This window comes from Rhodococcus sp. IEGM 1351 (assembly GCF_030056875.1).
Lineage (GTDB): Bacteria > Actinomycetota > Actinomycetes > Mycobacteriales > Mycobacteriaceae > Rhodococcus_F > Rhodococcus_F opacus.
Map to the genome: position 1 here is coordinate 254,019 of NZ_JASHKU010000005.1, position 24,583 is coordinate 278,601.

Below are 24,583 nucleotides of genomic sequence, written 5' to 3' on the forward strand. Positions count from 1 at the left end.
GCGGCGGAGCCGCCTACTTCCACCACGGACGCAGCGGCACATGCGCCTCGCCCTTGGGGCCGAGCTTGACGGCGAGGACCTGGTGCAGCTGAACGACGTTGCGTTCGAAGCCCAGTCGCGACCCGGCCATGTAGAGACCCCACACACGTGCGGTGCCTTCGCCGACCTCGGCGACGCAGGCGTCCCAGTTGTCGACGAGGTTCTGGCACCAGCCGGCGAGGGTGAGTGCGTAGTGCTCGCGCAGATTCTCCTCGTGCCGCACCTCGAGTCCGACGTTCTGGATCTCGGAGATGATGCGTCCGGAGCCGGTGAGTTCGCCGTCGGGGAAGACGTACCGGTCGATGAAGCCGCCTGCGCGTGCCTGACTCTGGTTGTCGGGCCGGGTGATGCAGTGGTTCAGCAGCCGGCCGCCCTCGCGGAGCTTGCTCTGCAGCAGTCCGAAGTAGGCGGGGTAGTTGCCGACGCCGATGTGCTCGGTCAGGCCGATCGAGGAGATGGCGTCGAATCCGGTCTCGGGGACGTCACGGTAGTCGGAGAACCGGACCTCGGCGAGGTCGGACAGTCCTTCTTCGGCGATGGCCTTCTGTGCCCATTCGGCCTGTTCGCGGGACAGGGTGGCGCCGATGACCTTGACGCCGCGGCGGGCGGCGTACCGGACCATCGATCCCCAGCCGCAGCCGATGTCGAGCAGTCGGTCGCCGGGCTGGAGGCCGAGCTTCTCGAAGACGAGGCGGTACTTGTTGTCCTGTGCCTCTTCGAGGGTCTGCTCGACGTTCTCGTAGCAGGCGCACGTGTACGTCATGGACGGGCCGAGGACGTACTCGTAGAAGGTGTTCGAGACGTCGTAGTGGTGGTGGATGACCTCGGCGTCGCGGGACTTGGAGTGCCGCAACCCTTCCGCGACTCGACGCCACCGCGGGAGGTGCTCCTGCGGGGGAGGGGCGATGGGGCGCAGCAGATCCCAGCCGAGCGAGCGCGTGATGGCGGCGAGCGTGAGCGCGGACGGACGGCGGAAGTGCAGTTCGTCGCCCATCACGCGGAGGATCTCGTACGGGTCGCCGGGGTGGACGCCGCGGGCCTCGAGGTCGCCGGACACGTAGGCCCGGGCCATGCCGAGGTCGCCGGGGGCGGTCGCCAGGTAGGTGGTGCCCCGGGTGGTCTTGAGGTGGAGACCGTAGGGGGCGTCCTCCGGGCCGGCGGCGCTGCCGTCGTAGGCGGAGAACCGCAGGGGGAGCATGCCGTCGGACAGAGTTTCGAGAATCTCTGCGATGGTCAGCTTGTGGTCTTGGGAGCGTGAAGCTTTCAGAGTTGTCATCGACGTTGCACCGCCTTGGAGAAAAGGTCCAGTAATCGTGATTTCGGGTCGTAGCGTTTTTTCAGTTCCGTGTATCGATCGCCGCCGTAGTAGAGGCGTTCGAAATCTTCTCGTGAATAGTACGAATCGGAGTAGAGGGACTTGTGTCCGTCGAAGTCACTGACCTTGTCTTCGATCAGCCGATTCGCGGCGCCCTCGGGTCGGCCCGGAACGATGGGCACCGATGACCAGAATCCGATGTTCACGTACGTGCGTTTCGGTTCGAGGGGGTACAGGGGCCAGGGGCGTTGCGAGGACGCGCCGGCGGGGGCAGGTTCCCGCAACCGCAACGGGCACAGCCACAGCGGTTCGATCGGGATTTCGTCGAGGAACCAGCGGACGAAGTCCGCGGTCCGCTCGATGGGCACTTCGACGTCCTGCACGACGCGTTCGCGCGGCGGGTTGCCCTTGCGCTTCTCGAGGCGGTCGCCGATGTCGTACTTGTGGTCGAGGGCGATGAGCTTCCAGTAGAAGCTGCTGCGGAGGAGGTTCTTCGGCCACAGCCGGCGGATGGTGGGGTTCTGGGCGCCGAAGGCGCGTGAGCACCAGAACCAGTCGGTGTCCCAGCGCCACAGGTAGTCTCGAATGGTGAGTTTGTCCGTTTTGGGGTGGTTCACGGAGCTGTGCTGGATGGACCGGTAGAAGATGTTCAGCCCGGTGTAGTCGCTGACGGGGCCGCCCTCGTCGGTCTGATGGCCCAGCGTCAGGTAACTCTCGGACGCGGTGAACACGACGCCGTCCAGGTAGTCGACGGGGATGCCGTTGTGGACGCGCTCGGTGACGATGCGGTCCATCGCCGACTGCAGCTCGTCCAGGGAATCGAAACGCAGATGTCGCAGTGCCACATACCGTTTGACGGGCTCGAGCTGGATGCGCAGTCGTGTGGAGTAGCCGAGGGTTCCGTAGGAGTTGGGGAACCCCCAGAACAGGTCGGAGTTCTCGCCTTCTGGTGTCGCGGTGACGATGTCGCCGCTGCCGGTCAGGACGTCGATCTCGAGGACCGATTCGTGGGGGAGCCCGTTGCGGAACGACGTCGACTCGATGCCGAGGCCGGTGACCGCGCCGCCGAGTGTGATGGTCTTGAGTTGCGGAACCACCAGCGGCGCCAGCCCGTACGGCAGGGTGGCGTCCACCAGGTCTTCGTACGTGCACATTCCGGCGACATCCGCGGTCCGGGCCTGCTCGTCGACCGAGATGACTCCGCCGAGCCCGGAGACGTCGAGGCCGGGTGCGCTGGTCTGGGCCCGCGCCCGGAACAGGTTGGACGTCTTCTTCGCGAGTCGCACGGTGGCGTCCGTGGGAATCGCGCGGTAGGACGCGAGAAGCCGTTCGACGCCGGCGCGGTGAGCGTCGATCCCGGTGACGGGCAGAGTGCGATGCGCACGGAAGGGGCGTCCACCCTCCCGCATGCTTTTCAGTAGTTCAACCGAAGAGGCAGCCACACCCTGACGCTATCCCTCTCCGCGGGTTCAGGCCACGCATATCGGCGCGGTCGACCGAAGATTCACACAAATGTCTCATCAATGTGCGGGTCGTGACCACGTCGAAGTGAGCTACCTCACAATAGATTGCCACGTCATCGCCCGGACTCGCGGACGGAAGGCAGGATGAGAGGAGGAAGCAGTTTCGTACAAATCGTACAAGAGGAGTCAGAACAGTGGGCCAGGTCAGCGCGAGCAGTTCGATCACCGTCGCAGCCACACCGGAGAAGGTGCTCGCGGCCTTGACGGACTACGAGACGGTGCGTCCGCGCATCCTCTCGGAGCAGTACCTGGACTACCGCGTCCTCGAGGGCGGGCAGGGTGGCGGCACCGTCGCGCAGTGGACGTTGAAGGCCACCGAGAAGCGGTCCCGCGACATCAAGGCCACGGTCACCGTGGCGGGCAACACGATCACCGAGACGGACGCGAACTCGTCGCTCGTCACCACCTGGGTCGTCGCCCCGAGCGGCAGCGGTTCGACGGTCACCACGACCACCGAGTGGAAGGGCGCGGGCGGCATCGGGGGCTTCTTCGAGAAGACGTTCGCCCCGCTGGGTCTGAAGAAGATCCAGGGGCAGGTGCTGGCGAACCTCGAGCGCGAACTCGCCTGACGCGACGCCGGTTCGCTCCGGCGCCGTCGTGGTGAGTCCCACGACGGCGTCGGCGCCGGACCGCGCCGACGGTCACGGTCTACGCTGGCAGGGGAAACAGCAGAAAGGACCACGTCAGTGCAACCAGGTGGACAACCCGACATGTCGCAGCTCCTCGCGCAGGCACAGCAGATGCAGCAGCAGCTGATGGCCGCTCAGCAGGAGATGGCCGAGGCCGAGGTCACCGGGCAGGCCGGTGGCGGACTCGTGACCGCGACGGTCAAGGGGACAGGTGAAGTGGTCGGTCTGAAGATCGATCCGAAGGTCGTCGATCCCGACGACGTGGAGACTCTGCAGGACCTCGTGATCGGTGCGATCGAGGACGCGTCGAACAAGGCGCAGGAGATCGCGGCGCAGAAACTCGGTCCGCTCGCGGGTGGATTCGGTGGGGGAGGCCTGCCCGGTCTCCCCGGTTTCTAGAGGCGCGGCGTGTACGAAGGTCCGGTTCAGGATCTGATCGACGAGCTCGGCAAGCTGCCCGGCGTCGGGCCGAAGAGCGCACAGCGCATCGCGTTCCACCTGCTCAGCGTCGAGCCGCCGGAGATCGACCGGCTCAAGAATGCGCTCCAGCGGGTGCGCGACGGCGTCCAGTTCTGTGTGGTGTGCGGCACGGTCTCCGACAAGGAGCACTGCCGCATCTGCGCCGATCCGCGCCGCGACCGCACGGTGATCTGTGTGGTCGAGGAGCCGAAGGACGTCCAGGCCGTCGAGCGCACGCGCGAGTTCAAGGGCCGCTATCACGTTCTGGGCGGCGCGCTGGATCCGCTGTCCGGGGTGGGTCCCGATCAGCTCCGTATCCGGGAGTTGCTCGCGCGCATCGGCAATCAGGAGGACGGCGTCGACGTCTCCGAGGTGATCATCGCGACCGACCCCAACACCGAGGGGGAGGCCACTGCGACGTATCTGGTGCGGATGCTGCGGGACTTCCCCGGGCTGACGGTCAGCAGGCTCGCGTCGGGTCTGCCGATGGGCGGCGACCTCGAGTTCGCCGACGAGCTCACGCTGGGCAGGGCGTTGTCGGGGAGACGCACGCTGTGACGTCGGATCCGGGCACTGCCGCGCCGGTGAAGCGGACGGCCGAGCAGTCGCGGTCGCTGATCGTCGACGCGGCGGGGCGGGCGTTCGCGACACGTCCGTATCGGGAGATCACGCTCAAGGACATCGCCGAGGACGCCGGGGTCAGCGCACCGCTGATCATCAAGTACTTCGGGTCGAAGGAGCAGCTGTTCGACGCGCTCGTCGATTTCCGCGCCGCCGCGGAGATCGTGTTCAGCGGTCCGCTGGACGGTCTCGGTGAGCGGATGGTGTCGATGTTCGCGCGGCCGCTCGAACCGTACAAGCCCCTGTCGTTGAACATTCTGTTCATGAGCGGGCCGAGCGAGGAGAGCAGCCGCAAGCTCCGCGCCAACTATTCGGCGCAGATGATCGACGCGCTGGCCGAACGACTACCCGGGCCGAATGCCCGGCTGCGCGCCGAACTGGTGATGTCGATGCTGACGGGTCTCGCCGTCATGCGTCGCAAGATGATGCAGGAGCACGCGACAGGCACCCCGGAAGAGGTGGTGGCCCACTATGCCCCGCTGGTGCAGGAGTTGCTCGACGGCTGAGGGCGGATTGTCCGGCTTGCGGGGTAAATGGTTGTTCACCTAATCTGGTGAACAACCATTTACCAGCTGTGCAAGGGGTGACGCTTGACGATCTCGTTGCCGCGCCCACTGTCGGCGCTCGCGGATCAGCCGGTCGCACCGCCGGACTCTGCCGGCGGATCGCGTTACCTCTTCCCGATTCTCGCGTTCGCGGGCGTGTTCCAGGCCGTCCTGCAAACGGTCATGGTGCCCCTCCTGCCCAGCATGCCGACGTTCACCGGCGCGAGTCAGACGTCGGTGTCCTGGCTGATCACCACCACCCTCCTGGTCGGCGCGGTCGTCACCCCGATCTTCGGCAGGCTCGCCGACATGTTCGGCAAGAAGCGGATGCTTCTCGTCGCCTTCGTCTTCATGACGCTCGGCGCGTTGATCTGCGCCGTGACGTCCGACATCGCGTTCCTGATCTTCGCGCGAGGACTGCAGGGGGCAGGCGCCGCCGTCATCCCGGTCGGAATCTCGATCCTCCGCGACGAATTGCCGCGGGAGAAGGTCAACGGCGCCATCGCCATGATGAGCTCGACCCTCGGGATCGGCACGGCGCTCGGACTGCCGTTCGCGGCGTCCGTCGCCGAGTACTCCAACTGGCACGTCCTCTTCTGGGTCATCGCGGGAATCGGGCTCGCGGTCACCACGGCCGCGGTGCTGTTCATCCGCGAGTCCGAGGTGCGGTCGGGTGGGCGGTTCGACGGTGTCGGTGCCGTCGGTCTGACCGCCGCCCTCGTCTGCCTGCTCGTCCCGATCACCCAGGGCAGCTCGTGGGGCTGGGGAAGTCCCGCGGTGCTGGGCATGTTCGCGTCCGCGGTGTTCCTGTTCGCGTTGTGGGGACATCAGCAGCTGCGCAACCGGAACCCGCTCGTGGACCTGCGGGTGTCGGCGCGACGGTCGGTGCTGCTGCCGCACGTCACGGCGCTTCTCGTCGGGTTCGCGTTCTACGGAAACGCGCTCATCACCACACAGCTGCTGCAGGCGCCCCGCGGAGACGCCGGCTACGGCCTGACGATCCTCCAGGCCGCGGTGTGCCAGCTGCCGACGAGTCTGTCGATGATCGTCTTCGCGCAGGTCGGCGCCCGGGTGTCCGAGCGTTACGGGTCGAAGGTGACGATCCTGTCGGGCGCGATCTGTCTCGTCCTCGGCTACGCGCTGCACACCGTGCCGCACAAGGAGTTGTGGATGGTGATCGCGGCGCTCGGTGTCGCGGCCGTCGGCACCGCGCTGGTGTACAGCACGCTGCCGATGCTGATCGTCCGGGCTGTGCCGTCCACGCAGATGGCCGCGGCCAACGGCGTCAACGTCCTGCTGCGGACGATGGGTACCACCATGTGCAGCGCGGTGGTCGCGACGGTTTTGGCGGCGAGCATGGTGGGCGGTGTCGCCTCGGCCGCCGGTTTCTCGATCGCCTACGGGGTGTGCGCGGTGCTGGCGGTCCTGGTGTTCGCGGTGTCCCTGGCCCTGCCGGGGCACGATCGGATGAAGAAAAGTCCGGTAGAGCCACTTGTGACGTAGATCACTCACGTGTATCGTCAGTGATGCGGATCGAGGAAATGTACCTGTGAGCAGAGAAAACTCGAGAAGCAGAGATCCGGCCGAGAATGCAGAAGCATTCCCGGCCGAACCCCTGTCTGGGGTCTTTACTCCTCCATCGATTCCGCGATCTGCTTGATGGCGGCCAGCCGGCGATCCCACTCGGCGCCGATTCGTTCCAGCGTCCGCGCCGTCTTGTTGAGCTCGGCGCCCAGCGCGCGGTAGCGGATCTCGCGGCCCACCTTCACCGACTCCACCAGTCCGCAGGCCTGCAGCGCATTCAGATGCTTCGCGATGGCCTGCCTCGACACCGGAAGCCGGGTGGCGAGCGACGACGCCGACTGGTCGGCCCGCCCGAGTTCGGTGAGGATCTCCCAGCGGGTCTCGTCGGACAGCGCCGCGAACACCGAGGCCAATTCGGCGTACGTGCCCCCTGTCATGCCTTCACGCCGTGCAGGTACGCGACCAGTTCGTCGAGTTCGGCGTGCCAGCCCTGGACGTTGCCCTCGCGGGCCCGCTTCTGGTCGGCGACGTCGCGGTCGAGGGTGTCGAACCCGGTCTCGACGACTGTCAGTTCGGTGCCGGCCGCGTGCTCGGACAGCGTGAACCGCACCAGGGTGGAGTTGCCGATCACCGGGTCTGCTTCCATGTCGGCTGCCCAGCGGAAGCCGAACGCGTTCGGTTCGTCGACCTCCGTGACGACGGCGCGGGCGGTGCCGTGCTCGTCCCAGGTGAAGGCGGCCTTGCCGCCGACGCTGAGGTCGAGCGACGTGCGCTGCCCGAACCACTGGCTGATCTTGTCGGGATCCGTGATCGCCGCCCATACCGCCGATCTCGGGGCGTTCACGACAACGGTCCGGGTGATGCTGCTCGATGCGTCCATGGTGGGCCACCTTTTCGACGACGGTTGATGTGCAACTCCATGGTTGCACTCTTTCCGACGTTCTGCAACCCTTTGGTTGCGCTCGGCAGGTGAGTGCCGATGTGTACCCGGATGGACATCGGTACTCACAGGGTTTATCCACAGGCTGTGGAAAAATGGTGGGAAGGGGCGGTTCCTGTCGGGGCGGGCCGACACCGTTCCGGGCATGGAACACGACTCATGGCAGTCCATTCTCGACGCCCAGGACGGCGTCGTCACCACGGCACAGCTCCGGGCGCACGGCGTCAGTGCCACCGCACTCCGGCATCGTGTGGTGTCCGGTCAGTGGCTGCGGGTGCTGCCGCGCGTCATCGCGGTCACCAACGGTCCGCTCACCCGCCCGATGGCCCTCTCCGCCGCACTCCTGTACGGCGGCCGGGCGATCCTGAGTCACCGGACCGCGGCCGAGGAATGGGGACTGCTCCGCGTCGACGACCCGTCGGCACCGGTCCACATCACTGTCCCCTACAACTGCTCGGCGGTGAATCAGGGGCAGACGGTCCGCTCACCCGGCAGTCGGCGCCCGACCTCGGTCGGCAACGCACTCGTTCATGGTGGCGTCGTGGTCCATCGGTCTCGCGCGTTCGAGCACATCTCGGTCCCGTTCCGTCGGCCACGGACATCGTTGGCCGACACGGTGATCGACCTCGCGGTGTCCGAGGCCACCCCGCGGGAGGCGGCCCTCCGGTTCATCGAGGCCGCCACAAGTGGCAAGGTCCACGTCGAGGTGCTCCGGCGGAAACTCGAGGTCCGGCGTCCACACCGGTATGCGACCGACATCGCCGACGCCGTGATGCTGCTCGGCGACGGCGTTCAATCGGCCCTCGAACACCGCTACGCACTCGACGTCGAACGGGCGCACGGGCTGCCGAGCGGAAAACGTCAGATGCCGCACGTCGTGGACGGCCGGATTCTGTACGAGGACGTCGATTACAGCCCCATGGGTGTGCCGCTGATCGTCCGGCTCGACGGGCAGCAGTATCACAGCGCGCAACAGTCCCGTTTCCGTGACCGTCGGCGCGACAACGCGGCGGAGCTGGCCGACCGTCCACGGCTGGTCTACGGGTGGGATGAGACGACCCGCGACCCCTGCGGGGTATTCGAGGAAGTGCGCCGGGTGTTGGTCCGCGAAGGATGGGCCGATATGTCGCGCCGCTGTCCAGCCTGCCCACGTGAGTGAGAAAGAGTGCCCCGCCACTCTTTCTCACTCACCTGCGGAGGTGAGTGAGAAAGCGTGCGGGACGACGCTTTGCCACTCACGTGCTCAGACGCGCAGGCGCTCCCGGCGCAACTGCTCGACCTCGGGCAGGTCGAGGGGCGCGAGTTCGTCGACGCCCAGCGCCCGCTTCAGGAGCAGGTCGGCGAGTTCGGGGTTGCGGGCGAGCGCGGGTCCGTGCATGTACGTGCCGATCACAGAACCCTGGACGACGCCTTCGAGCCCGTCCCCGACGCCGTTGCCGACGCCGTGCGTGACCCGGGCCAGGCCGCGGGCGTCGGAGCCGAGTGTGGTTCCGCCGCGGTGGTTTTCGAACCCAGTGAGCGGCTGCGTCAGCCCGTCCATCCGTGGTGCCGTGATCACTTCACCGATGGAACGCGTCGCCTGCGGGGACGTGGTGACGTCGAGCATCGAGACGCCGTCGACGCGTTCGCCGCTCGACGTCTCGTACCAGTTGCCGAGCACCTGGATCGCGGCGCAGATCGCCAGGACGGGGGCGCCGCGTTCGGCGGCCTTCTGCAGTCCGGGGTACTTGGCGAGGTGCCGGGTGGCGAGGCGCTGCGCCGAGTCCTCGGCCCCACCGAGCGTGTAGACGTCGAGGGACTCCGGGACCGGATCGTTCAGCGTGATCTCGACGATCTCCGCGTCGTATCCGCGCATGCGCAGTCGCTGCCGGAGGATCAGGGCGTTGCCGCCGTCGCCGTAGGTGCCCATCACGTCGGGCAGCACCAGGCCGATGCGTACGGTCGAGTCAGGCATTGCGCGCCTCCTTCGCGATGGCGGTGTTCAGGTCGCGGAAGGCGGTGTAGTTGGCGAGCACCTCGACGCGTCCGGGCGGGCAGGACGCGATGGCCCGCAACGGGTTCGGGTCGAGCGTGTGCTCGACGCCGGCGTACGTGAGGCGGACGGCCAGGTCGGTGCCGCGTTCGCCGGCGGCCACCACCTTGACGCCCTCGAAGTGCTCGAACCGCACGTCCCACAGCCAGGACAGATCCTCGCCGTCGGGAACCTGCCCGTTGACGGCGATCACGAGTCCGTCGACGGTGGGGTCGATCATCGACAGCGCTTCCTGCCAGCCGGCGGGGTTCTTGGCGAGCAGCATGTGCACGGAGTGCGACCCGACCTCGACGGTGCTGTAGCGGCCCGCGACCTCCTGGACGGTGGCCGCGGCGGCGACGGCGTCCTCCGCCTTCGCGCCCATCGCAACGGCCGCAGCGACGGCCTGTGCGGCGTTGCCGCGGTTGGCGCGTCCGGGCAGGGCGAGGGTCATCGGGATCTTCAGGCCGTCGGGCCCGTACAGGTTTTCGTCGTCCAGCCACCAGTCGGGGGTCGGGCGCGCGAAGTCGGAACCCGTGCTGCGCCAGTGCGAGCCCTCCCACACGATGGGTTCGCCGGTGCGCGGACAGCTGGCGGCGTCGCTGGCCCATCCGCCCCCGGCAGCGACCCAGACGACGTTCTTCGCGTCGTAGGCCACCGAGGTGACGAGGACGTCGTCGCAGTTGGCGATCACGACGGCCTCCGGGTGCGCGGCGACGCAGGCGCGGAGTTTGCGTTCGATCATGTTGATCTCGCCGACCCGGTCGAGCTGGTCGCGGCTGAGGTTGAGCAGAACCAGGGCCTCGGGGTTGACGGCGTCGCTGACGTGCGGGACGTGGAGCTCGTCGACCTCGAGGGCGGCGAGGGGCGCGTGGACGCGGGTGCTGAGCGCCGCGACGATGCCGGCGTCCATGTTGGCGCCGTCGGCCTGCGTCGCGACCTCACCGAGGGTGGAGAGCGCCGCCGCGGTCATCCGGGTGGTGGTGGACTTGCCGTTGGTGCCGGTGATCACCGCGGTGCGTCGGCCGGCGCCGAGCTGCTCCATCAGGGTCGGGTCGATCTTCAGGGCGATCAGTCCGCCGATCATCGAGCCCTTGCCCCGGCCCGCCTTCTGCGACGCCCAGGAGGCCGCCGCCGCTGCGCGCAGGGCGAGCTTGCCGCGCGTCGTGATCCCAGTTCCAGTACTCACTCCGCGAGTTTTGCACAGGGTCCGGTCAGACGCCGACTCGCGCGGGGGCACGTGAGCGCGAAAGTGTGCTCGGACGCACCCTGCCACTCACCTGGGTGGCGGCGGCACCGGCGATGACGACGGCCCCGCCGATCAGCGACAGGACGCTCGGCTCCTCGTGCAGCACCAGCCAGGACGCCCCGATCCCGACGATCGGAACCAGCAGGGAGAACGGTGCGACCATCCCGGCGGGGTAGCGGCTGAGCAGTGCCGTCCACAGACCCGAGCCCGCGACCGTGCCGAGGATCACGATGTAGGCGAGGCCTGCGAGCGCGAGCGGGCCGGTACCCTCCAGCGACGACGTCAGGGAGTTCCAGCCCGCGGACGGTCCCTCCACGCAGAACGACAGCGCCAGCATCGGCAGCGGCGGAATGACGCACATCCACAGCATCAGGCGCATCGGCTGGTCCGACGCGGCCTTGCGGTTGCCGATGTTGCCCACCGCCCACGACAGTCCCGCGAGCAGCGTCAGGGCCACCGGCAGCAGCGCGGCGTGCTGGGCGCGGTCCCAGCCGATGACTGTCATCCCGGCCATCGCCACCAGTAGTCCGCACACCTGTGCCGGCCGCAGTCGCTCCCGCAGCAGGACCGCGCCGAGGACCACGGTGAACGGTGCGGACGACTGCAGGACCAGCGATGCCAGCCCGGTGGGCATGCCGACGTGCATGGCCCAGAACAGGAAGGCGAACTGGCCGACGCCGAACCCCAGGCCGTACACCAGCAGCCACTTCGGCGGGACCTGTGGCCGGGGAACGAACAGGATGACCGGGATCGCGATGACGAAGAATCGCAGCGCGGCGAAGAAGAACGGTGGGAAGTGGTCGAGACCCGCGCGAATGGCTAGGAAGTTGAGCCCCCACAGGACGACGACGGTGAGTCCGAGCAGCCGGTCGCGGGAGGTCATGCCTTCCATCGTGAGGGCCGGAAACAATCAGGACAAGCGCATTAAAGTGCATCATCGATGTAGTTTTGCTACATGGATGCGACCCGGTTGCGCGTGCTGCGCGAGCTGGCGGACCGCGGGACGGTGGCGGCGACCGCGCAGGCGTTGTCGATGACGCCGTCGGCGGTGTCGCAGCAGCTCAAGATTCTCTCGCGGGAGGCCGGGGTGACCCTGCTCGAACCCGCCGGCCGCCGGTTGCGGCTCACCGATGCCGGTCAGGCGCTCGTCGTCCGCGCCGACGACGTCGTGGCGGCCCTGGACCGTGCGGCGGCGGAGATGAGCGCCTACCGCGGTTCGCCGCGCGGGCGGGTGCGGGTGGCGCTGTTCCCGTCCGGTGCCGCGCTGCTGCTGCCCGGACTGCTGGACGCGCTCGAAGGCAGTGGGGTGGACGTGCAGGCGCGCGACGAGGACCTGCCCGCCGCCGCGGTGCCCACCCTGCTCGCCGATTACGACGTGGTGCTGACGCATCGCGACGAGCGGGCCCCGGCCTCGTCCTCGCCGCGGGTGACGGCCGAATCGCTGATGCGCGAACCCATCGACCTCATCCTGCCGCCCGGCCATCCGCTCGCCGGACAGGATGCGGTTCGCCCGGACCAGTTGGCGGACGAGAGGTGGATCAGTGTGCGCGGCGGTTTCCCCGTCGACGACGTGCTGATGTCGGTGGCCGCCGCGACCGGGGTGCAGCCGCATGTGGTGATGCGCATCAACGACTTCCGGGTCATCGAGGAACTCGTCGCCGGCGGTCACGGCGTGGCCCTGCTGGCCCGCCATGCGGTGACGAGCCGCACGGTGGTGCAGCTGCCGCTCGCCGGGGTGCGCGCGGCCCGGATCTACGAACTGGCCCGGCGGCCGGCAGCCGACGACGTTCCCGCGGTGGCCACGGTGCTGCAGGCGTTCCGGGACGTCGCGGCACGGGTGCGGGACTGACCCCCGACAGCACGAAGGCCCGCACCGGGGCGGGCCTTCGACGGTGACGGTGCGGGGTCAGGCCAGCGCCTTGGCTTTCAGCGTCTCGTACTCCTGCTGAGTGATGGTGCCTGCATCGAGCAGTGCCTTCGCGTCCGCGATCTGCTCGGCCGAGGACTTGCCCGCGACGGAACGGATGTAGCTGTCCTGAGCCTGCTTCACCTCCTGCGCGGCCGCCATCGACCGCTGGGCCATGCCGTCGCTCTTGACGATGAGATACACGAGCGCGGTCAGCAGCGGGATGAAGAACAGGAAGATGATCCAGATGGCCTTCGCCCAGCCCGACGTCTTATGGTCGCGGAACAGGTCGGTGATGATGGAGAACAACAGGATCAGGTAGGCCACGAAGCCGAAGGTGACGATGATCACCCAGAGAAAGTCCCAGAAAGAGTCCATTGCAGCGCTCCATTCACAGTCGAATTCACTCTGCGCTGACTATCGCACCGGGCCGGGGCACCCGCGTCATCCGAAACAGGTGAAATGCGGCCGGTGCGGACTCCCCGCCCGCGGTGGCGGAAACGCCGAACGGCCGCGACACCGGTAGGTGCCGCGGCCGTTCGGGTGGGGACTACTTGCCTGCGTCGACCGCCCGGCGCATGCCGCGCTCGACCGCACCGATGATGTACGGACGCAGTTCGACGGCCGGGATGACGGCGTCGACGGAGCCGACCCGCTGTGCCCGCTGGATGTTGTGCACAGCCTCGAACTCGGCCGCGACCTCACCGAGCTTCTCGTTGCGCACCGCAGCCTGCTGGGCCGCCAGCTCCACCCGCAGGTGAGCCTGCTGGGCGTCGTTCTGGGCGCCCGCCAGGTTGGCTTCGAGCTCCCGGATCGACGGGTCGGCGGCCACCCGAGAGTTGACCTCGCGGGTGAACACCACGGCCGCGGCGGGGGCACCACCGAGGACCGAGGCGAACGAACCCTCGACCGCCAGCACCTCCATGTTGTCGTTCAGTGCTCCGGAGAACACCACGAACGCGCCACCGTGGTAGCGGGAGACGACGCAGAACACGATCGGGCCGTCGAAATTGACGATGGCGCGGCCGATCTCGGCGCCGTACTCGAGCTGGATGTGCCGCAGCGAGTCCGGGGAACCGTCGAAGCCGGACAGGTTGGCCAGCACGACGAGCGGACGGCTGCCGCTGGCGGCGTTGATCGCCCGGGCCGTCTTCTTCGACGACTGCGGGAACAGCGTTCCCGCAGTCCACTGGTCGGGACCGTTGGCCGGCGACCATCCCTTACGGGCGATGGCCCGCGACTCGATGCCGATGACGCTCACCGGGTAACCGCCGAGGTGTGCGTCGAACACGACGGACGTGTCGGCGTCCGCCATGTCGGCCCACCGCTCCAGCACCGCGTGGTCCTGGTCGACGAGCGAACGCATCACCGTGCGAATGTCGAACGGCTTCTTGCGTTCCGGGTTCGTCTCCGCGGAGAAGATGTCGCCGACCGTGGTGAAGTCGCTGGACGGGTGGATGTGCGGGAAGGACCGCACGTCGCGCCCGATCGGGTCGCTGGTCTGCGCCCGGCGCGGGAAGCGTTCTCCGGCAACGACGTACGCGTGGTCGTAGTGTGCGAACAGGATCTCGCACGCGGCGGGCAGGTTCGGCGCCCAGTACTGCGCCTCACCGTTCGGGCCCATCACGCGGTCGTAACCGCCGATGCCGAAGTTGTCCTCGGCCGAGACGCCACCCGAGTAGTCGAGCGAGTTCTTACCGGTGAGCACCATGGCACTGTCCGGCGTCATGACGAGGATGCCCTTGGTGTGCATCAGCATCGTGGCTTCGGCGTTCCAGTACGGCTGCGCGCCGACGTTGATGCCGGCCACGATCACGTTGACCTCGCCACCGTTCTGCGTGAACGTGATGAGGCGACGCAGGCCGCGGGACACCCAGTCCATGTTCTCGGTGCCACTGTCCATGGAGATCGTCGCGCCGGACGACAGCGCGAACCACTCGACCGGGACACCCAGCTTCTCGGCCAGGTCGACACCGGCGACGAGGCGGGCGCACTCGGCTTCCGCGACGGTGCCCAGTGCCTTCGTCGGGTCACCGAAGAGCGCGACGCGGGTCATTCCCTCGGGATGCCGGTCGGTGCGGGCGGTGACCAGACCGACGACGAGGCCGGCCTTGTTCTGACCGTACGGACGCTCGACGGGAACCAGCTGGCCCGTCTCGTCCAGGTCGTGCTCGACGAAGCTGCCGTCGCGGCCGGTGAGCAGCGGGATCAGCTCGTACGGGTAGACGGTGCCGCGGGCACGTGAGCTGCGGACCTTCTGCGTGTACGCGTCGAGCGGCTGCAGCGGCTCGGTCGGCGGCTCGGTGACCTTGACGACCACGCCGGCACCGGTGCGGTAGGAGAAGCGCAGAGCCTTCTCCCGCGACTCCGTGCCGGGCTCGCCCTGGAGCCGGGCGATCACGGTGATCTCCTCGAGTCCGGCGCCCGCGGTGAGCGGTGCCGCGACCCGGGCGAACGCCTCGAGGTCCTCGACCGGGACGTCGATCTTCGGCCACACGTACAGCACGACGCGGTTGGCGTCGAGCTTGCGCTTGCTGCCGCGCGTGGCCTGCGCCCGGCGGATGCCGTCGAGGCACGACTGCAGCACGCGTTCCGCAGCGGGAACACCGATGACCTGGCCGTCCTCGTTGCGGACCGGCGTGATGTCGCGGATCTCGGCGAGCGCGATGAGGCGTTCGTCGGTGGGGTTGTCGCGCGAGACCAGGTTGAACAGGAACGTGTCGGCGACCGCGGGGAGGCGGGTGCCGTCGAAGTTCTTCAGGCGCCACAGGTCGAGTCGCTGGCCGGTGAGCGGGTGCATGTCCCGGATCAGCGTCTCTTCCGCCAGGACACCTGCGTCGTCCGGGCGGTACGTGAACTTGCGGACGTCCATGTCGGTTCCGCCGAAGACGGACACCGTGACCCGGCGGCAGGTCGCGGCCAGCGGCAGCGCCGACAGCGCCTTCCGCAGGTCCTCGGACATCGTGTTCGGGTCGGCGGGCGGTGCGGTCCACGACAGGTAGAGGTCGAGGACGAGGTTGTCGGGGTTCTCCGCGGCGACGGCACCGATCTCGTCGAGCGCACCGGGCAGTTCGGCGTACTCGGCGACGGCCGACACCAGGTTGAGGCGCTCGCCGAGCAGATCGAAGTTGCCGGTGACGAAACGCCGTCCGTTGCGGTCGAAGGACGTGACGTCCTCGAGCGTGCGGATGTCGTAGTAGCGACGGGTGACGACCTCGAGCAGCGGCCCGACGGTCGTGCTCTTGCGTGCGATCCGCTGCCCGAGGAGCTCGGTCAGCGACTGCGGGGTGGCGACCAGGGCCTCGAGGCGTTCCTGGTAGTCGGCGGCGTCGGGACGCTCGGCGAGGTACTCGAGGCTGCCACGGACACCGTCGTAGACCTGCTCGCGGGCCTTGCGGATCTGCGGCTCGTCGAAGAACCGGAACCGCACGTTGCGGGCGACGTTTCCGATCACCGGGTACCGGACCTGGGTGGCGATGATCAGCCGGTCCAGGACCTCACCGAGTCCGCTGGGTGCGCGGCCGGGAGCGTTGCCGTCGTTCAGCCACCGATCGAGCAGGGCGGCGATGACGGGAACCTGGTTGTCCATGCGCTGCTGCGCGAGGAACAGACGGTAGACCGCCTCCTCCAGCTCGGCGGTGCGCTCGAGGTCGGTGACGTCGTAGTGACGCAGCGCCCGCGACAGCCGGGTCGTGAACGACTCGGGCAGGCCTTCGAGCTCGACGTCGAGGGTGTGGAGGTAGGTGTGGAAGTGCTCGCGCGGGCTGTGGACGCGCTCGTCACCGTCCTCCTCGGCGGCGGTCGGACGGTTACGTCCGATCTCGCAGATATCCGCGAACGTGTTCAGTAGAGCGAGCTCTGCCTGCACGAGATCCGGGTCGCCCGCGATCTCGGCGCGCAGCTTCTCGTAATCGGCGAGGAGCACTCCGGCGCGCTTCGCGCTGACGTCGTAACCGGTGAGCAGTGCGGCGAGTGCGTCGATCTGCTCGAGGGCGTCGGCCCGGGTGTTCCCGTGCGAAGCGGGGGCACCGAGATCGAACTGGACGCGAGGCGACTTCGGAGCGGTGGACTCCTCGGAACTCTCCTCGACGCGCAGCAGTGCCGTTCCGGCGTCGACCTGGGAGTTGACCATGGCGAGAACTTCCCGCACCCGGCCTGCGACGGGAGCGCGGACCGCGGTCTCCATCTTCATGCTCTCGAGGACGACCAGTGTGGCGCCGACCTCGACCTCGTCGCCGACGGACACGGGCACCGCGACCACGACTGCGGGAGCCGGTGCGCGGACGACGCCGGCCTCGTCCTGGCTGATCTGGTGGCTGATGCCGTCGACCTCGACGAGGTACTGGGCGCGGCCTGCGACCGAGACGACGTGGTGGCGGCGGTCGCCGATCACCAGGCGGCTCTCGAACTCGCTGAGCCGGTCGACCTCGACCTCGGTCTCGGGGGCGTCCCCGTCGACGCGGTAGCTGTGGGCGCCGACCTGCGTGACGGTGAGTCCGTAGGCCTGGCCCTGGTAGCTGAGCTCCACCTTGCGGCCGATGGCGTGGCCGGCGCGGGGCCGTCCACCCCGAGCGGACGACAGGAACGCCTCACGCTCGAGCTTCTCCTCGGCGTCGTAGACGTCGATGGCGGCGGCGATCAGGGCGACATCCGCGGTCCGGGACGGGACGTTGGACGTGCCTGCGTCGGTGCGGTCCAGCCAGCCGGTGTCCGCGGACGCCGAGATGACCTCTTCGCGGTCCAGCAGGTCCAGCAGGAACGACTTGGTGGTGGTGCCGCCCTGCAGCACGACCGTGGTCTCGCGGAGAGCGGTGCGCAGACGCGCGAGCGCCTCGGAGCGGTCGCGACCCCAGGCGATGACCTTGGCGACCATCGAGTCGTAGTCGGGCGGGATGACGTCGCCCTGGGCGATGCCGGTGTCGACGCGGAGGCCGCTGCCGAGCGGGAACTTGAGCAGCTGCACGGCGCCGGGCGCGGGAGCGAAGCCGTTGGCGGCGTCCTCCGCGTTCAGGCGGGCCTCGACGGCGTGACCGAACTCGGGCGGGCAGTCGCCGACCAGCGGCTCACCGCTCGCGACGAGGATCTGCAGCTTCACCAGGTCGATGCCCGTGGTGGCCTCGGTGATGGGGTGCTCGACCTGGAGGCGGGTGTTGACCTCGAGGAACGTGAACGTCTTCTGCTCGGGCTGGTACAGGTACTCGACCGTGCCGGCGCCGCGGTAGCCGGCGGCGCGCACGAGCTCTGCGGAGACGGTGCGCAGGTGGTTGGACTGGTCGGCGGTGAGGAGCGGCGAGCTGGACTCCTCGATGACCTTCTGGTTCTTGCGCTGGATGGAGCAGTCGCGCACACCGGGAGCCCAGACGTTGCCGAAGTTGTCGGCAATCACCTGTACCTCGACGTGGCGTGCGTCGGTGACCAGTCGTTCGATGAACACGACGGGGTCGCCGAAGGACCGCTGGGCCTCACCCTGGGTGCGTTCGAGCGCGAGTTCGAGTTCGTCCTCGGACCACACCTTGCGGATACCGCGGCCACCACCACCGGAGCGGGCCTTGATGATGAGCGGGTAGCCGATGGCCTGGGCGTGACGGCGGGCGTCGGCGCGGGTGGCGACGGGGCCGCCGCTCCACGGCGCGACCGGGACCTCCACCTTCTCGGCGAGGAGCTTGGCCTCCACCTTGTCGCCCAGCAGGCGCATCGCTTCGGCGGGCGGGCCGATGAACGTGATGCCGAGCTGCTCGCAGACCTCGACGAACGCGGGATCCTCGGCGACGAAGCCCCAGCCGACCCACACGGCGTCGGCCTTGCTCTCGCGCAGCGCGCGGGCCAGCTCGGCGTGATCGAGGTAGGCGGTGCCGGTCTTGACTGTGCGCAAGCACACACCTTCGTCGGCCTGCCGAACGAACATCGCGCGGCGTTCTGCCTCCGTGTGGAGTGCGATCGTGCGGATGCCGTAGTTGTGCTCGGCGTTCAGTTCGCGCACCGCACGAATCAGGCGGACCGCCGCTTCGCCGCGGTTGACTATCGCTATTCGCTTGAACATCTGTTATCGCTCCGTTTCCGTAAAACTCATTGATCCGCAGAGTGTTTCGATGGCCAAGGCCATGTCCGCCGAGGACTGGGTGCCGCCTTCGCGGACACGTGCACCCCTGCACAACCCACTTGACTACCTCCAGGGGCGCCCCGAACGCGATCGTCGGACCTGCGCCATTGCGGGACCGATGCTCGGGGAATGCGAGCATAACGTCGAAAATTTGTACCCGCGCGTAACTTCTGCGAGGCCCCGATCTGCTTGTCAAGCGTTCAAGGACTTGCGTGTCGACGCTACGAGGGAGTAATGCGGCCGGAATTCCGCCGAACTGGGCGTCCTCCGGAGAGGTATCTGCAACCCATTGTCACAGAGTCGTTTTCGTCCGGTTCCTCGAGAAGCTCTCGGGGAAAGGAACTTTCACGCAGAAGTTACTGGCGGTTCACCTTCGGATCGGCACCCGCCGGTTCGGTCGCGTGCGCCACCGCGCCCCGCACACCGACGTGTGCCTCGCGGTGCATCCGGTCGACCATGTGCGGATAGTGCAGTTCGAACGCGGGCCGCTCGGAGCGGATGCGCGGCAGCTCGGTGAAGTTGTGCCGCGGCGGCGGGCACGTCGTTGCCCACTCCAGGGAGTTGCCGAACCCCCACGGATCGTCCACCGTGACCACCTCGCCGTAGCGGTAGCTCTTGAAGACGTTCCAGACGAACGGCACGGTCGACGCGCCCAGGACGAACGCGAACACCGTGGAGACCGAGTTGAGGACGGTGAAGCCGTCCGAGGGCAGGTAGTCGGCGTAGCGGCGCGGCATCCCCTCGGCGCCGAGCCAGTGCTGGACGAGGAACGTGCCGTGGAAACCGGTGAACGTGGTCCAGAAGTGCCATTTGCCGAGACGCTCGTCGAGCATGCGGCCCGTCATCTTCGGGAACCAGAAGTAGATGCCCGCGTACGTGGCGAAGACGATCGTCCCGAACAGCACGTAATGGAAGTGGGCGATCACGAAGTAGCTGTCGGTGACGTGGAAGTCCAGCGGCGGGCTCGCGAGGATGACACCGGTGAGGCCGCCGAAGATGAACGTGATGAGGAAGCCGAGCGAGAACAGCATGGGGGTCTCGAACGTCAGCTGCCCCTTCCACATGGTGCCGATCCAGTTGAAGATCTTCACCCCGGTGGGTACCGCGATCAGGAACGTCATGAAGGAGAAGAACGGCAGCAGCACCGCGCCCGTCGCGTACATGTGGTGCGCCCACACGGCGATCGAGAGGGCGGCGATGGCGATCGTCGCGTAGACGAGCCCGCTGTAGCCGAAGAGCGGCTTGCGGCTGAAGACCGGGAAGATCTCCGACACGATGCCGAAGAACGGCAACGCGACGATGTACACCTCCGGATGGCCGAAGAACCAGAACAGGTGCTGCCACAGCAGCACGCCGCCGGTGGCCGGGTCGTACAGATTGCCGCCCAGATGGCGGTCGACGAACAGCCCCATCAGCGCTGCGGTGAGGATCGGGAACGCCACCAGGATCAGGATGCTGGTGATGAAGATGTTCCACGTGAAGATCGGCATCCGGAACATGATCATGCCCGGGGCTCGCAGGCAGATGACGGTCGTGATCATGTTGACCCCGCCGAGGATGGTGCCGAGACCGGACAGCGCCAGCCCCATGATCCACAGATCGGCGCCGACGCCCGGCGCATGCAGCGCGCTCGTCAGCGGCGAGTACGCCGTCCAGCCGAAGTCCGCGGCGCCACCCGGGGTGATGAAACCCGCGATCGCGATGGTGCCGCCGAACAGGAACGCCCAGTAACTGAACGCGTTGAGACGGGGGAACGCGACGTCGGGGGCGCCGATCTGCAGTGGCAGGATGTAGTTGGCGAACCCGAACACGATCGGCGTCGCGTACAGCAGCAGCATGATCGTGCCGTGCATCGTGAACAGCTGGTTGTACTGCTCGTTCGACAGGAACTGCAGACCCGGAACGGCGAGCTCGCCGCGGATCAGCAGCGCCATCAGACCGCCGGCCATGAAGAAGACGAACGACGTGATCAGGTACAGAATCCCCAGATCCTTGGGATCCGTCGTCGTGATCATCTTGTAGAAGAAGCTGCCCTTGGGGCGGCGCCGGGCCGGATACGGACGGACCGGAAGATGCTGTTGAAATGCCAGATTCACGACGCCCCCCGAAGGGTCCGAGGCGGTTCGGGTCCGGTGTGGACTCCGTTACCAGGGTAGTCACCCGAAGCCCGGAGGGAGCCGCTTTCCGTGGCCGGAAACGACGCTGCCGCAGGTGCGCGTGGTGCGCGCCTGCGGCAGCGAGGGTCGGGAAGCGGTCAGTGCGCGCGGTTGACCGCCGAGACGACGGCGCGCAGCGACGCGGTGGTGATCGACGTCGCGATGCCGACGCCCCAGACCACGGTGTTCCGTCCGTCGGGAGCGGTCACCGCGCACTCGACGTACGCGGCCGCCTGGGCGTCGTCACCGGCCGACATGGCGTGCTCGGAGTAGTCGAGCACACGCACGTCGAAGTCGATGGTGGCGAGCGCGTCGACGAACGCGGCGAGCGGGCCGTTGCCCGAACCCGAGATCTCGTGCTCCTTGCCGTCGACCTTCACGGTCGCGGTGATGGAGTCGGTGCCGCCGTCCTCCTCGGACGCCGTGACCTTCTGCTTCATCCGCTCGAGCGGCGTGATCGGAGCCAGGTACTCCTCGTGGAAGACGTCCCACATCTCCTTGGGCGACACCTCGCCGCCCTCGCCGTCGGTAATCCGCTGGACGGCCTGCGAGAACTCGATCTGCAGGCGACGCGGCAGCACCAGCCCGTGATCGGCCTTCATGATGTACGCGACGCCGCCCTTGCCGGACTGCGAGTTGACGCGGATCACGGCCTCGTAGGTGCGGCCCACGTCCTTGGGGTCGATCGGCAGGTAGGGAACCGCCCACAGGATGTCGTCGACGTCCGCGTCCTGCGAGTCGGCGTCGAACTTCATGGCGTCGAGACCCTTGTTGATCGCGTCCTGGTGGCTGCCCGAGAACGCGGTGTACACGAGGTCGCCGCCGTACGGGTGACGCTCGTGGACGGGCAGCTGGTTGCAGTACTCGACGGTGCGGCGGATCTCGTCGATGTTCGAGAAGTCGATCTGCGGGTCGACGCCCCGGGTGAACATGTTGAGGCCGAGCGTGACCAGGCAGACGTTGCCGGTGCGCTCACCGTTGCCGAACAGGCAGCCCTCGATGCGGTCGGCACCTGCCTGGTAGCCCAGCTCCGCGGCGGCCACGCCGGTGCCGCGGTCGTTGTGGGGGTGCAGCGACAGGATGACCGAGTCGCGGCGGGCCAGGTTGCGGTGCATCCACTCGATGGAGTCGGCGTACACGTTGGGCGTCGCCATCTCGACGGTGGCGGGCAGGTTCAGGATCACCGGGTTCTCCGGCGTCGGCTGCAGCACCTCGGTGACGGCGTCGCACACCTCCTTGGCGTACTCGAGTTCCGTGCCGGTGTACGACTCGGGGGAGTACTCCCAGCGCCATTGCGTGTCGGGGTACTTCTTCGCCTCTTCGAGGGCCAGGGCCGCCGCGTCGGTCGCGATCTTCTTGATCACGTCGCGCTCGGCCTTGAACACCACCCGGCGCTGCAGGATGGACGTCGAGTTGTAGAAGTGGACGATCACCTTGTTCGCGCCCTCACAGGCCTCGAACGTGCGCTTGATCAGTTCCGGCCGGGACTGCGTGAGCACCTGGATGGTGACGTCGTCCGGAATCGCTCCGTCTTCGATGATCTCGCGGACGAAGTCGAAGTCCGTCTGGCTCGCCGACGGGAAGCCGACCTCGATCTCCTTGTAGCCCATCCGCACCAGCAGTTCGAACATGCGGCGCTTGCGGGCGGGGCTCATCGGGTCGATCAGCGCCTGGTTGCCGTCACGGAGGTCGACCGCGCACCACTGCGGCGCACGGTCGATGATCTTGTCGGGCCACGAGCGGTCCGGCAGCGACACCGGCTCCACTTCTTCGGAGAAGGAGCGGTAGCGGAACGTCGGCATCGACGAATTCTTCTGCGTGTTCCACTCCGGCTGATCGGAGGGAGCAGGCTTGGAAGGCGGCGTGATGGTGCGCGTTCCGGAGGTAAAGGCGTCAGCGGGGGACATGGGATTGATCTCCAGGTTCGATGTGGACTTTCTGAGTCCAACGGCTGTGTCGACCGGCGCACGAGAAACCCCGCGACGGGAAGCCAGTCTGGATCAGACCCCGTCGCGGCAACCAAGGAGGAGTGCGCGCTGCATACTCAGCACTGTACTCCGGGCACCATCGTTCGCGTGCCGGGGTTCGAAGTCCGAGTGAGGAGACAGCGGTGGGCCGCAGCGCGACGGTGGTAACACCGCTGGTGGCCGCACTTTTTGCGGCACTGCTCGCGTCGTGCGCCGGGGTGGTCGAGGGGGCGCCGAGCGTCGCCGGGGTCGGCGAGCCGATCTACGGCCTGCCCGTGAGCGACCACAGCCGCGTCGAGTTGGCCGTCGCCGCCGCGGCCCGCGACATCGCGCCGTGCGGACTGCTCGACCAAAATCTCGTCGCCTCGCTCGGGCAGGTCACTGCATTCGGGCCCGTCGGCGATCTGTCCACCTGCCACGCCGAGTTGGTGCCTCCCCGCGGCACACCCGCCAACCCCGTCTGGGTCGAGGTGACGGTGGGCGAACGCGAACCCACGGAAGACACCGGTGCCGGCGAGGTGACGTCGGGAATCGAGGTGCGTCCCGCGGTCGGCGCGCTCCCCGGCACGTGCACCCTCTACTTCTCGCTGCCGCCGGTTCCGGGAGTGCCGGACGACGACACCGCCCCGGGCCGGTGGGGGCACGTGTCGTATCTCGACGGGGCAGGCGGAACGGGTGACTCCGTCGGCGGCGACGACTGCGCGGAGGCCCGTACGGTCCTCGGATCGGTCGCCGGCAGGCTGCGCACCCCGGTGCCGGTGCGTTCGGATATTCCTCTCGCGCAGCAGGATCCGTGCCGGGTGGTCGAGAAGATGTCCGGACGGGGCGTCGAGACGTTCTCTCCGGGTAGCCGTCCCTACGAATGTCTCCTGACGCTCCGCGGCGGCGACGCGGCGTCCGTGCAACTGGCGCTGTCGCCCGAACCGTCGCAGACCGGCGGCCCCGAAGCGGTCGAACTCGACGGCAAGACGTTCACGTACTTCCGGGACGCACTCGAATGTCACTACTACTTCTACCCGGGTGCGGTGTTCGACACGAACCTGCCGTCGAGTCCGGTGAGCGAACGGGACAAACGCAGCAATCGGCTGACCGCGTCCGTGGCGGCGTCCGCGCCTAGCTGCGACGACGCGGAAACGCTGGTGCTCGCCGCAGCCGAAATGTTCGACTACTGACATGAACACACAGGTCGATGTCGCCCGGGCCTACCTGGACGCGTTGCTCAGCCACGACGGCAACACGGTGCCCATCGAGCCGCGGGCCGTGCGGTACGAGGTGGGGCTGAAGACGGCGTTCTCCGGAAATCACCTGCGCCGAAGCCTGTCCGGCGGCCCCCAGTACCGGGTGATCCGGGCGATCCGCGACTGTGTGTGGACGGTCGACGGCGACGACGTCACCGTCGACTACCTCCTCGACGCCGGACTGTTCGGCCGCACCCTCGTGACGGTCCGGGTGGTCGAGACGTTCCGGATCCCGCAGAACGACCTACGGATCCACCGCATCGACGCGAAGATCCGGCGCCCCTGAGTGGGGCGCCGAATCGTCTGTCGCGCATTACCTTCCGCACGTGAGTGGCATTGTGTGCCCCGCCACGCTTTGCCA

At 67.8% G+C, this 24,583-nt stretch carries 20 protein-coding genes; 9 read left to right on the forward strand and 11 right to left on the reverse strand.

The genetic code is table 11. From position 1 onward, the window contains the following. Nucleotides 1-13: 13 nt before the first annotated feature. Nucleotides 14-1,315, reverse strand: coding sequence for a class I SAM-dependent methyltransferase (locus tag QM806_RS11260; protein WP_005562789.1), 1,302 nt, complete (start codon nt 1,313-1,315; stop codon nt 14-16). After that, entirely contained in the window at nt 1,312-2,763 is a 1,452-nt protein-coding gene (locus QM806_RS11265) for an FAD-binding oxidoreductase (RefSeq protein ID WP_005562791.1), read from the reverse strand. Before QM806_RS11265 ends, QM806_RS11260 begins: the two co-directional genes overlap by 4 nt. A gap of 248 nt (nt 2,764-3,011) precedes the next feature. Here QM806_RS11265 and QM806_RS11270 point away from each other — a divergent pair, with 248 nt between their 5' ends. The 5 genes from QM806_RS11270 to QM806_RS11290 all read left to right on the forward strand — a co-directional run bounded on the left by QM806_RS11270 (nt 3,012) and on the right by QM806_RS11290 (nt 6,634). After that, nucleotides 3,012-3,446, forward strand: coding sequence for an SRPBCC family protein (locus QM806_RS11270; protein WP_054248049.1), 435 nt, complete (start codon nt 3,012-3,014; stop codon nt 3,444-3,446). Nucleotides 3,447-3,563: 117 nt separating this feature from the next. Next, nucleotides 3,564-3,905, forward strand: a complete 342-nt coding sequence (locus tag QM806_RS11275) for a YbaB/EbfC family nucleoid-associated protein (RefSeq protein WP_005248645.1) — start codon at nt 3,564-3,566, stop codon at nt 3,903-3,905. 9 nt (nt 3,906-3,914) lie between these two features. Continuing rightward, entirely contained in the window at nt 3,915-4,523 is a 609-nt protein-coding gene (gene recR, locus QM806_RS11280) for a recombination mediator RecR (RefSeq protein WP_005248644.1), read from the forward strand. Next, on the forward strand, nt 4,520-5,092 hold the full coding sequence (locus QM806_RS11285; protein ID WP_005253374.1) for a TetR/AcrR family transcriptional regulator: 573 nt from the start codon (nt 4,520-4,522) through the stop codon (nt 5,090-5,092). Before recR ends, QM806_RS11285 begins: the two co-directional genes overlap by 4 nt. Before the next feature lie 84 nt (nt 5,093-5,176). After that, on the forward strand, nt 5,177-6,634 hold the full coding sequence (locus tag QM806_RS11290; protein WP_061041143.1) for an MFS transporter: 1,458 nt from the start codon (nt 5,177-5,179) through the stop codon (nt 6,632-6,634). A gap of 125 nt (nt 6,635-6,759) precedes the next feature. On the opposite strand, the gene QM806_RS11295 is transcribed toward QM806_RS11290, so the two are convergent. Both QM806_RS11295 and QM806_RS11300 read right to left on the reverse strand, forming a co-directional pair. Then, nucleotides 6,760-7,092 carry an ArsR/SmtB family transcription factor gene (locus tag QM806_RS11295; protein ID WP_271212878.1) on the reverse strand — a complete coding sequence of 111 codons (333 nt, stop codon included), beginning with the start codon at nt 7,090-7,092 and terminating at the stop codon, nt 6,760-6,762. Beyond that, nucleotides 7,089-7,535 carry an SRPBCC family protein gene (locus QM806_RS11300; protein WP_054248050.1) on the reverse strand — a complete coding sequence of 149 codons (447 nt, stop codon included), beginning with the start codon at nt 7,533-7,535 and terminating at the stop codon, nt 7,089-7,091. Before QM806_RS11300 ends, QM806_RS11295 begins: the two co-directional genes overlap by 4 nt. A 205-nt stretch (nt 7,536-7,740) precedes the next feature. On the opposite strand from QM806_RS11300, the gene QM806_RS11305 reads away from it, so the two are divergent. Beyond that, entirely contained in the window at nt 7,741-8,754 is a 1,014-nt protein-coding gene (locus QM806_RS11305) for a type IV toxin-antitoxin system AbiEi family antitoxin domain-containing protein (RefSeq protein ID WP_005562799.1), read from the forward strand. A gap of 84 nt (nt 8,755-8,838) precedes the next feature. Here QM806_RS11305 and QM806_RS11310 read toward each other — a convergent pair whose 3' ends face one another. Genes QM806_RS11310 through QM806_RS11320 form a run of 3 tightly spaced genes read right to left on the reverse strand, consistent with a single transcriptional unit; the run spans nt 8,839 to nt 11,738 of the window. Further along, a complete protein-coding gene (locus QM806_RS11310; protein WP_005562801.1) occupies nt 8,839-9,549 on the reverse strand; it encodes a type 1 glutamine amidotransferase in 711 nt (236 codons plus the stop codon). After that, nucleotides 9,542-10,795, reverse strand: coding sequence for a Mur ligase family protein (locus QM806_RS11315; protein ID WP_005253380.1), 1,254 nt, complete (start codon nt 10,793-10,795; stop codon nt 9,542-9,544). Before QM806_RS11315 ends, QM806_RS11310 begins: the two co-directional genes overlap by 8 nt. A 25-nt stretch (nt 10,796-10,820) precedes the next feature. After that, nucleotides 10,821-11,738 carry an EamA family transporter gene (locus QM806_RS11320; protein WP_054248051.1) on the reverse strand — a complete coding sequence of 306 codons (918 nt, stop codon included), beginning with the start codon at nt 11,736-11,738 and terminating at the stop codon, nt 10,821-10,823. Between the two features lie 72 nt (nt 11,739-11,810). Between QM806_RS11320 and QM806_RS11325 the strand changes: the two genes are divergently transcribed. Further along, entirely contained in the window at nt 11,811-12,704 is an 894-nt protein-coding gene (locus QM806_RS11325; protein ID WP_210460235.1) for a LysR family transcriptional regulator, read from the forward strand. A gap of 57 nt (nt 12,705-12,761) precedes the next feature. On the opposite strand, the gene QM806_RS11330 is transcribed toward QM806_RS11325, so the two are convergent. The 4 genes from QM806_RS11330 to leuA all read right to left on the reverse strand — a co-directional run bounded on the left by QM806_RS11330 (nt 12,762) and on the right by leuA (nt 22,924). Continuing rightward, nucleotides 12,762-13,139 carry an SHOCT domain-containing protein gene (locus tag QM806_RS11330; protein ID WP_005253383.1) on the reverse strand — a complete coding sequence of 126 codons (378 nt, stop codon included), beginning with the start codon at nt 13,137-13,139 and terminating at the stop codon, nt 12,762-12,764. 172 nt (nt 13,140-13,311) lie between these two features. Next, a complete protein-coding gene (locus tag QM806_RS11335; RefSeq protein ID WP_064079897.1) occupies nt 13,312-18,801 on the reverse strand; it encodes an ATP-binding protein in 5,490 nt (1,829 codons plus the stop codon). 416 nt (nt 18,802-19,217) lie between these two features. After that, nucleotides 19,218-20,957: an aa3-type cytochrome oxidase subunit I gene (gene ctaD, locus QM806_RS11340; protein WP_005248628.1), complete on the reverse strand. Its 1,740-nt coding sequence runs from the start codon at nt 20,955-20,957 to the stop codon at nt 19,218-19,220. 158 nt (nt 20,958-21,115) lie between these two features. Then, entirely contained in the window at nt 21,116-22,924 is a 1,809-nt protein-coding gene (gene leuA / locus QM806_RS11345; RefSeq protein ID WP_005253386.1) for a 2-isopropylmalate synthase, read from the reverse strand. Between the two features lie 203 nt (nt 22,925-23,127). On the opposite strand from leuA, the gene QM806_RS11350 reads away from it, so the two are divergent. Then, complete coding sequence (locus QM806_RS11350; protein ID WP_283291384.1) at nt 23,128-24,156, forward strand: hypothetical protein; 1,029 nt, start codon at nt 23,128-23,130, stop codon at nt 24,154-24,156. A 1-nt stretch (nt 24,157) separates the two neighbouring features. Further along, entirely contained in the window at nt 24,158-24,508 is a 351-nt protein-coding gene (locus tag QM806_RS11355; RefSeq protein WP_054247731.1) for a DUF8021 domain-containing protein, read from the forward strand. Nucleotides 24,509-24,583: the final 75 nt, after the last annotated feature.

Bases quoted from the DNA above. Each gene is read 5' to 3' on its own strand.
- QM806_RS11295 (WP_271212878.1), bottom strand. From the start codon at position 7,092: ATGACAGGGGGCACGTACGCCGAATTGGCCTCGGTGTTCGCGGCGCTG.
- QM806_RS11310 (WP_005562801.1), bottom strand. From the start codon at position 9,549: ATGCCTGACTCGACCGTACGCATCGGCCTGGTGCTGCCCGACGTGATG.
- leuA (WP_005253386.1), bottom strand. From the start codon at position 22,924: ATGTCCCCCGCTGACGCCTTTACCTCCGGAACGCGCACCATCACGCCG.
- QM806_RS11300 (WP_054248050.1), bottom strand. From the start codon at position 7,535: ATGGACGCATCGAGCAGCATCACCCGGACCGTTGTCGTGAACGCCCCG.
- QM806_RS11320 (WP_054248051.1), bottom strand. From the start codon at position 11,738: ATGACCTCCCGCGACCGGCTGCTCGGACTCACCGTCGTCGTCCTGTGG.
- QM806_RS11355 (WP_054247731.1), top strand. From the start codon at position 24,158: ATGAACACACAGGTCGATGTCGCCCGGGCCTACCTGGACGCGTTGCTC.
- QM806_RS11260 (WP_005562789.1), bottom strand. From the start codon at position 1,315: ATGACAACTCTGAAAGCTTCACGCTCCCAAGACCACAAGCTGACCATC.
- QM806_RS11335 (WP_064079897.1), bottom strand. From the start codon at position 18,801: ATGTTCAAGCGAATAGCGATAGTCAACCGCGGCGAAGCGGCGGTCCGC.
- QM806_RS11325 (WP_210460235.1), top strand. From the start codon at position 11,811: ATGGATGCGACCCGGTTGCGCGTGCTGCGCGAGCTGGCGGACCGCGGG.
- QM806_RS11265 (WP_005562791.1), bottom strand. From the start codon at position 2,763: ATGCGGGAGGGTGGACGCCCCTTCCGTGCGCATCGCACTCTGCCCGTC.
- QM806_RS11305 (WP_005562799.1), top strand. From the start codon at position 7,741: ATGGAACACGACTCATGGCAGTCCATTCTCGACGCCCAGGACGGCGTC.
- QM806_RS11330 (WP_005253383.1), bottom strand. From the start codon at position 13,139: ATGGACTCTTTCTGGGACTTTCTCTGGGTGATCATCGTCACCTTCGGC.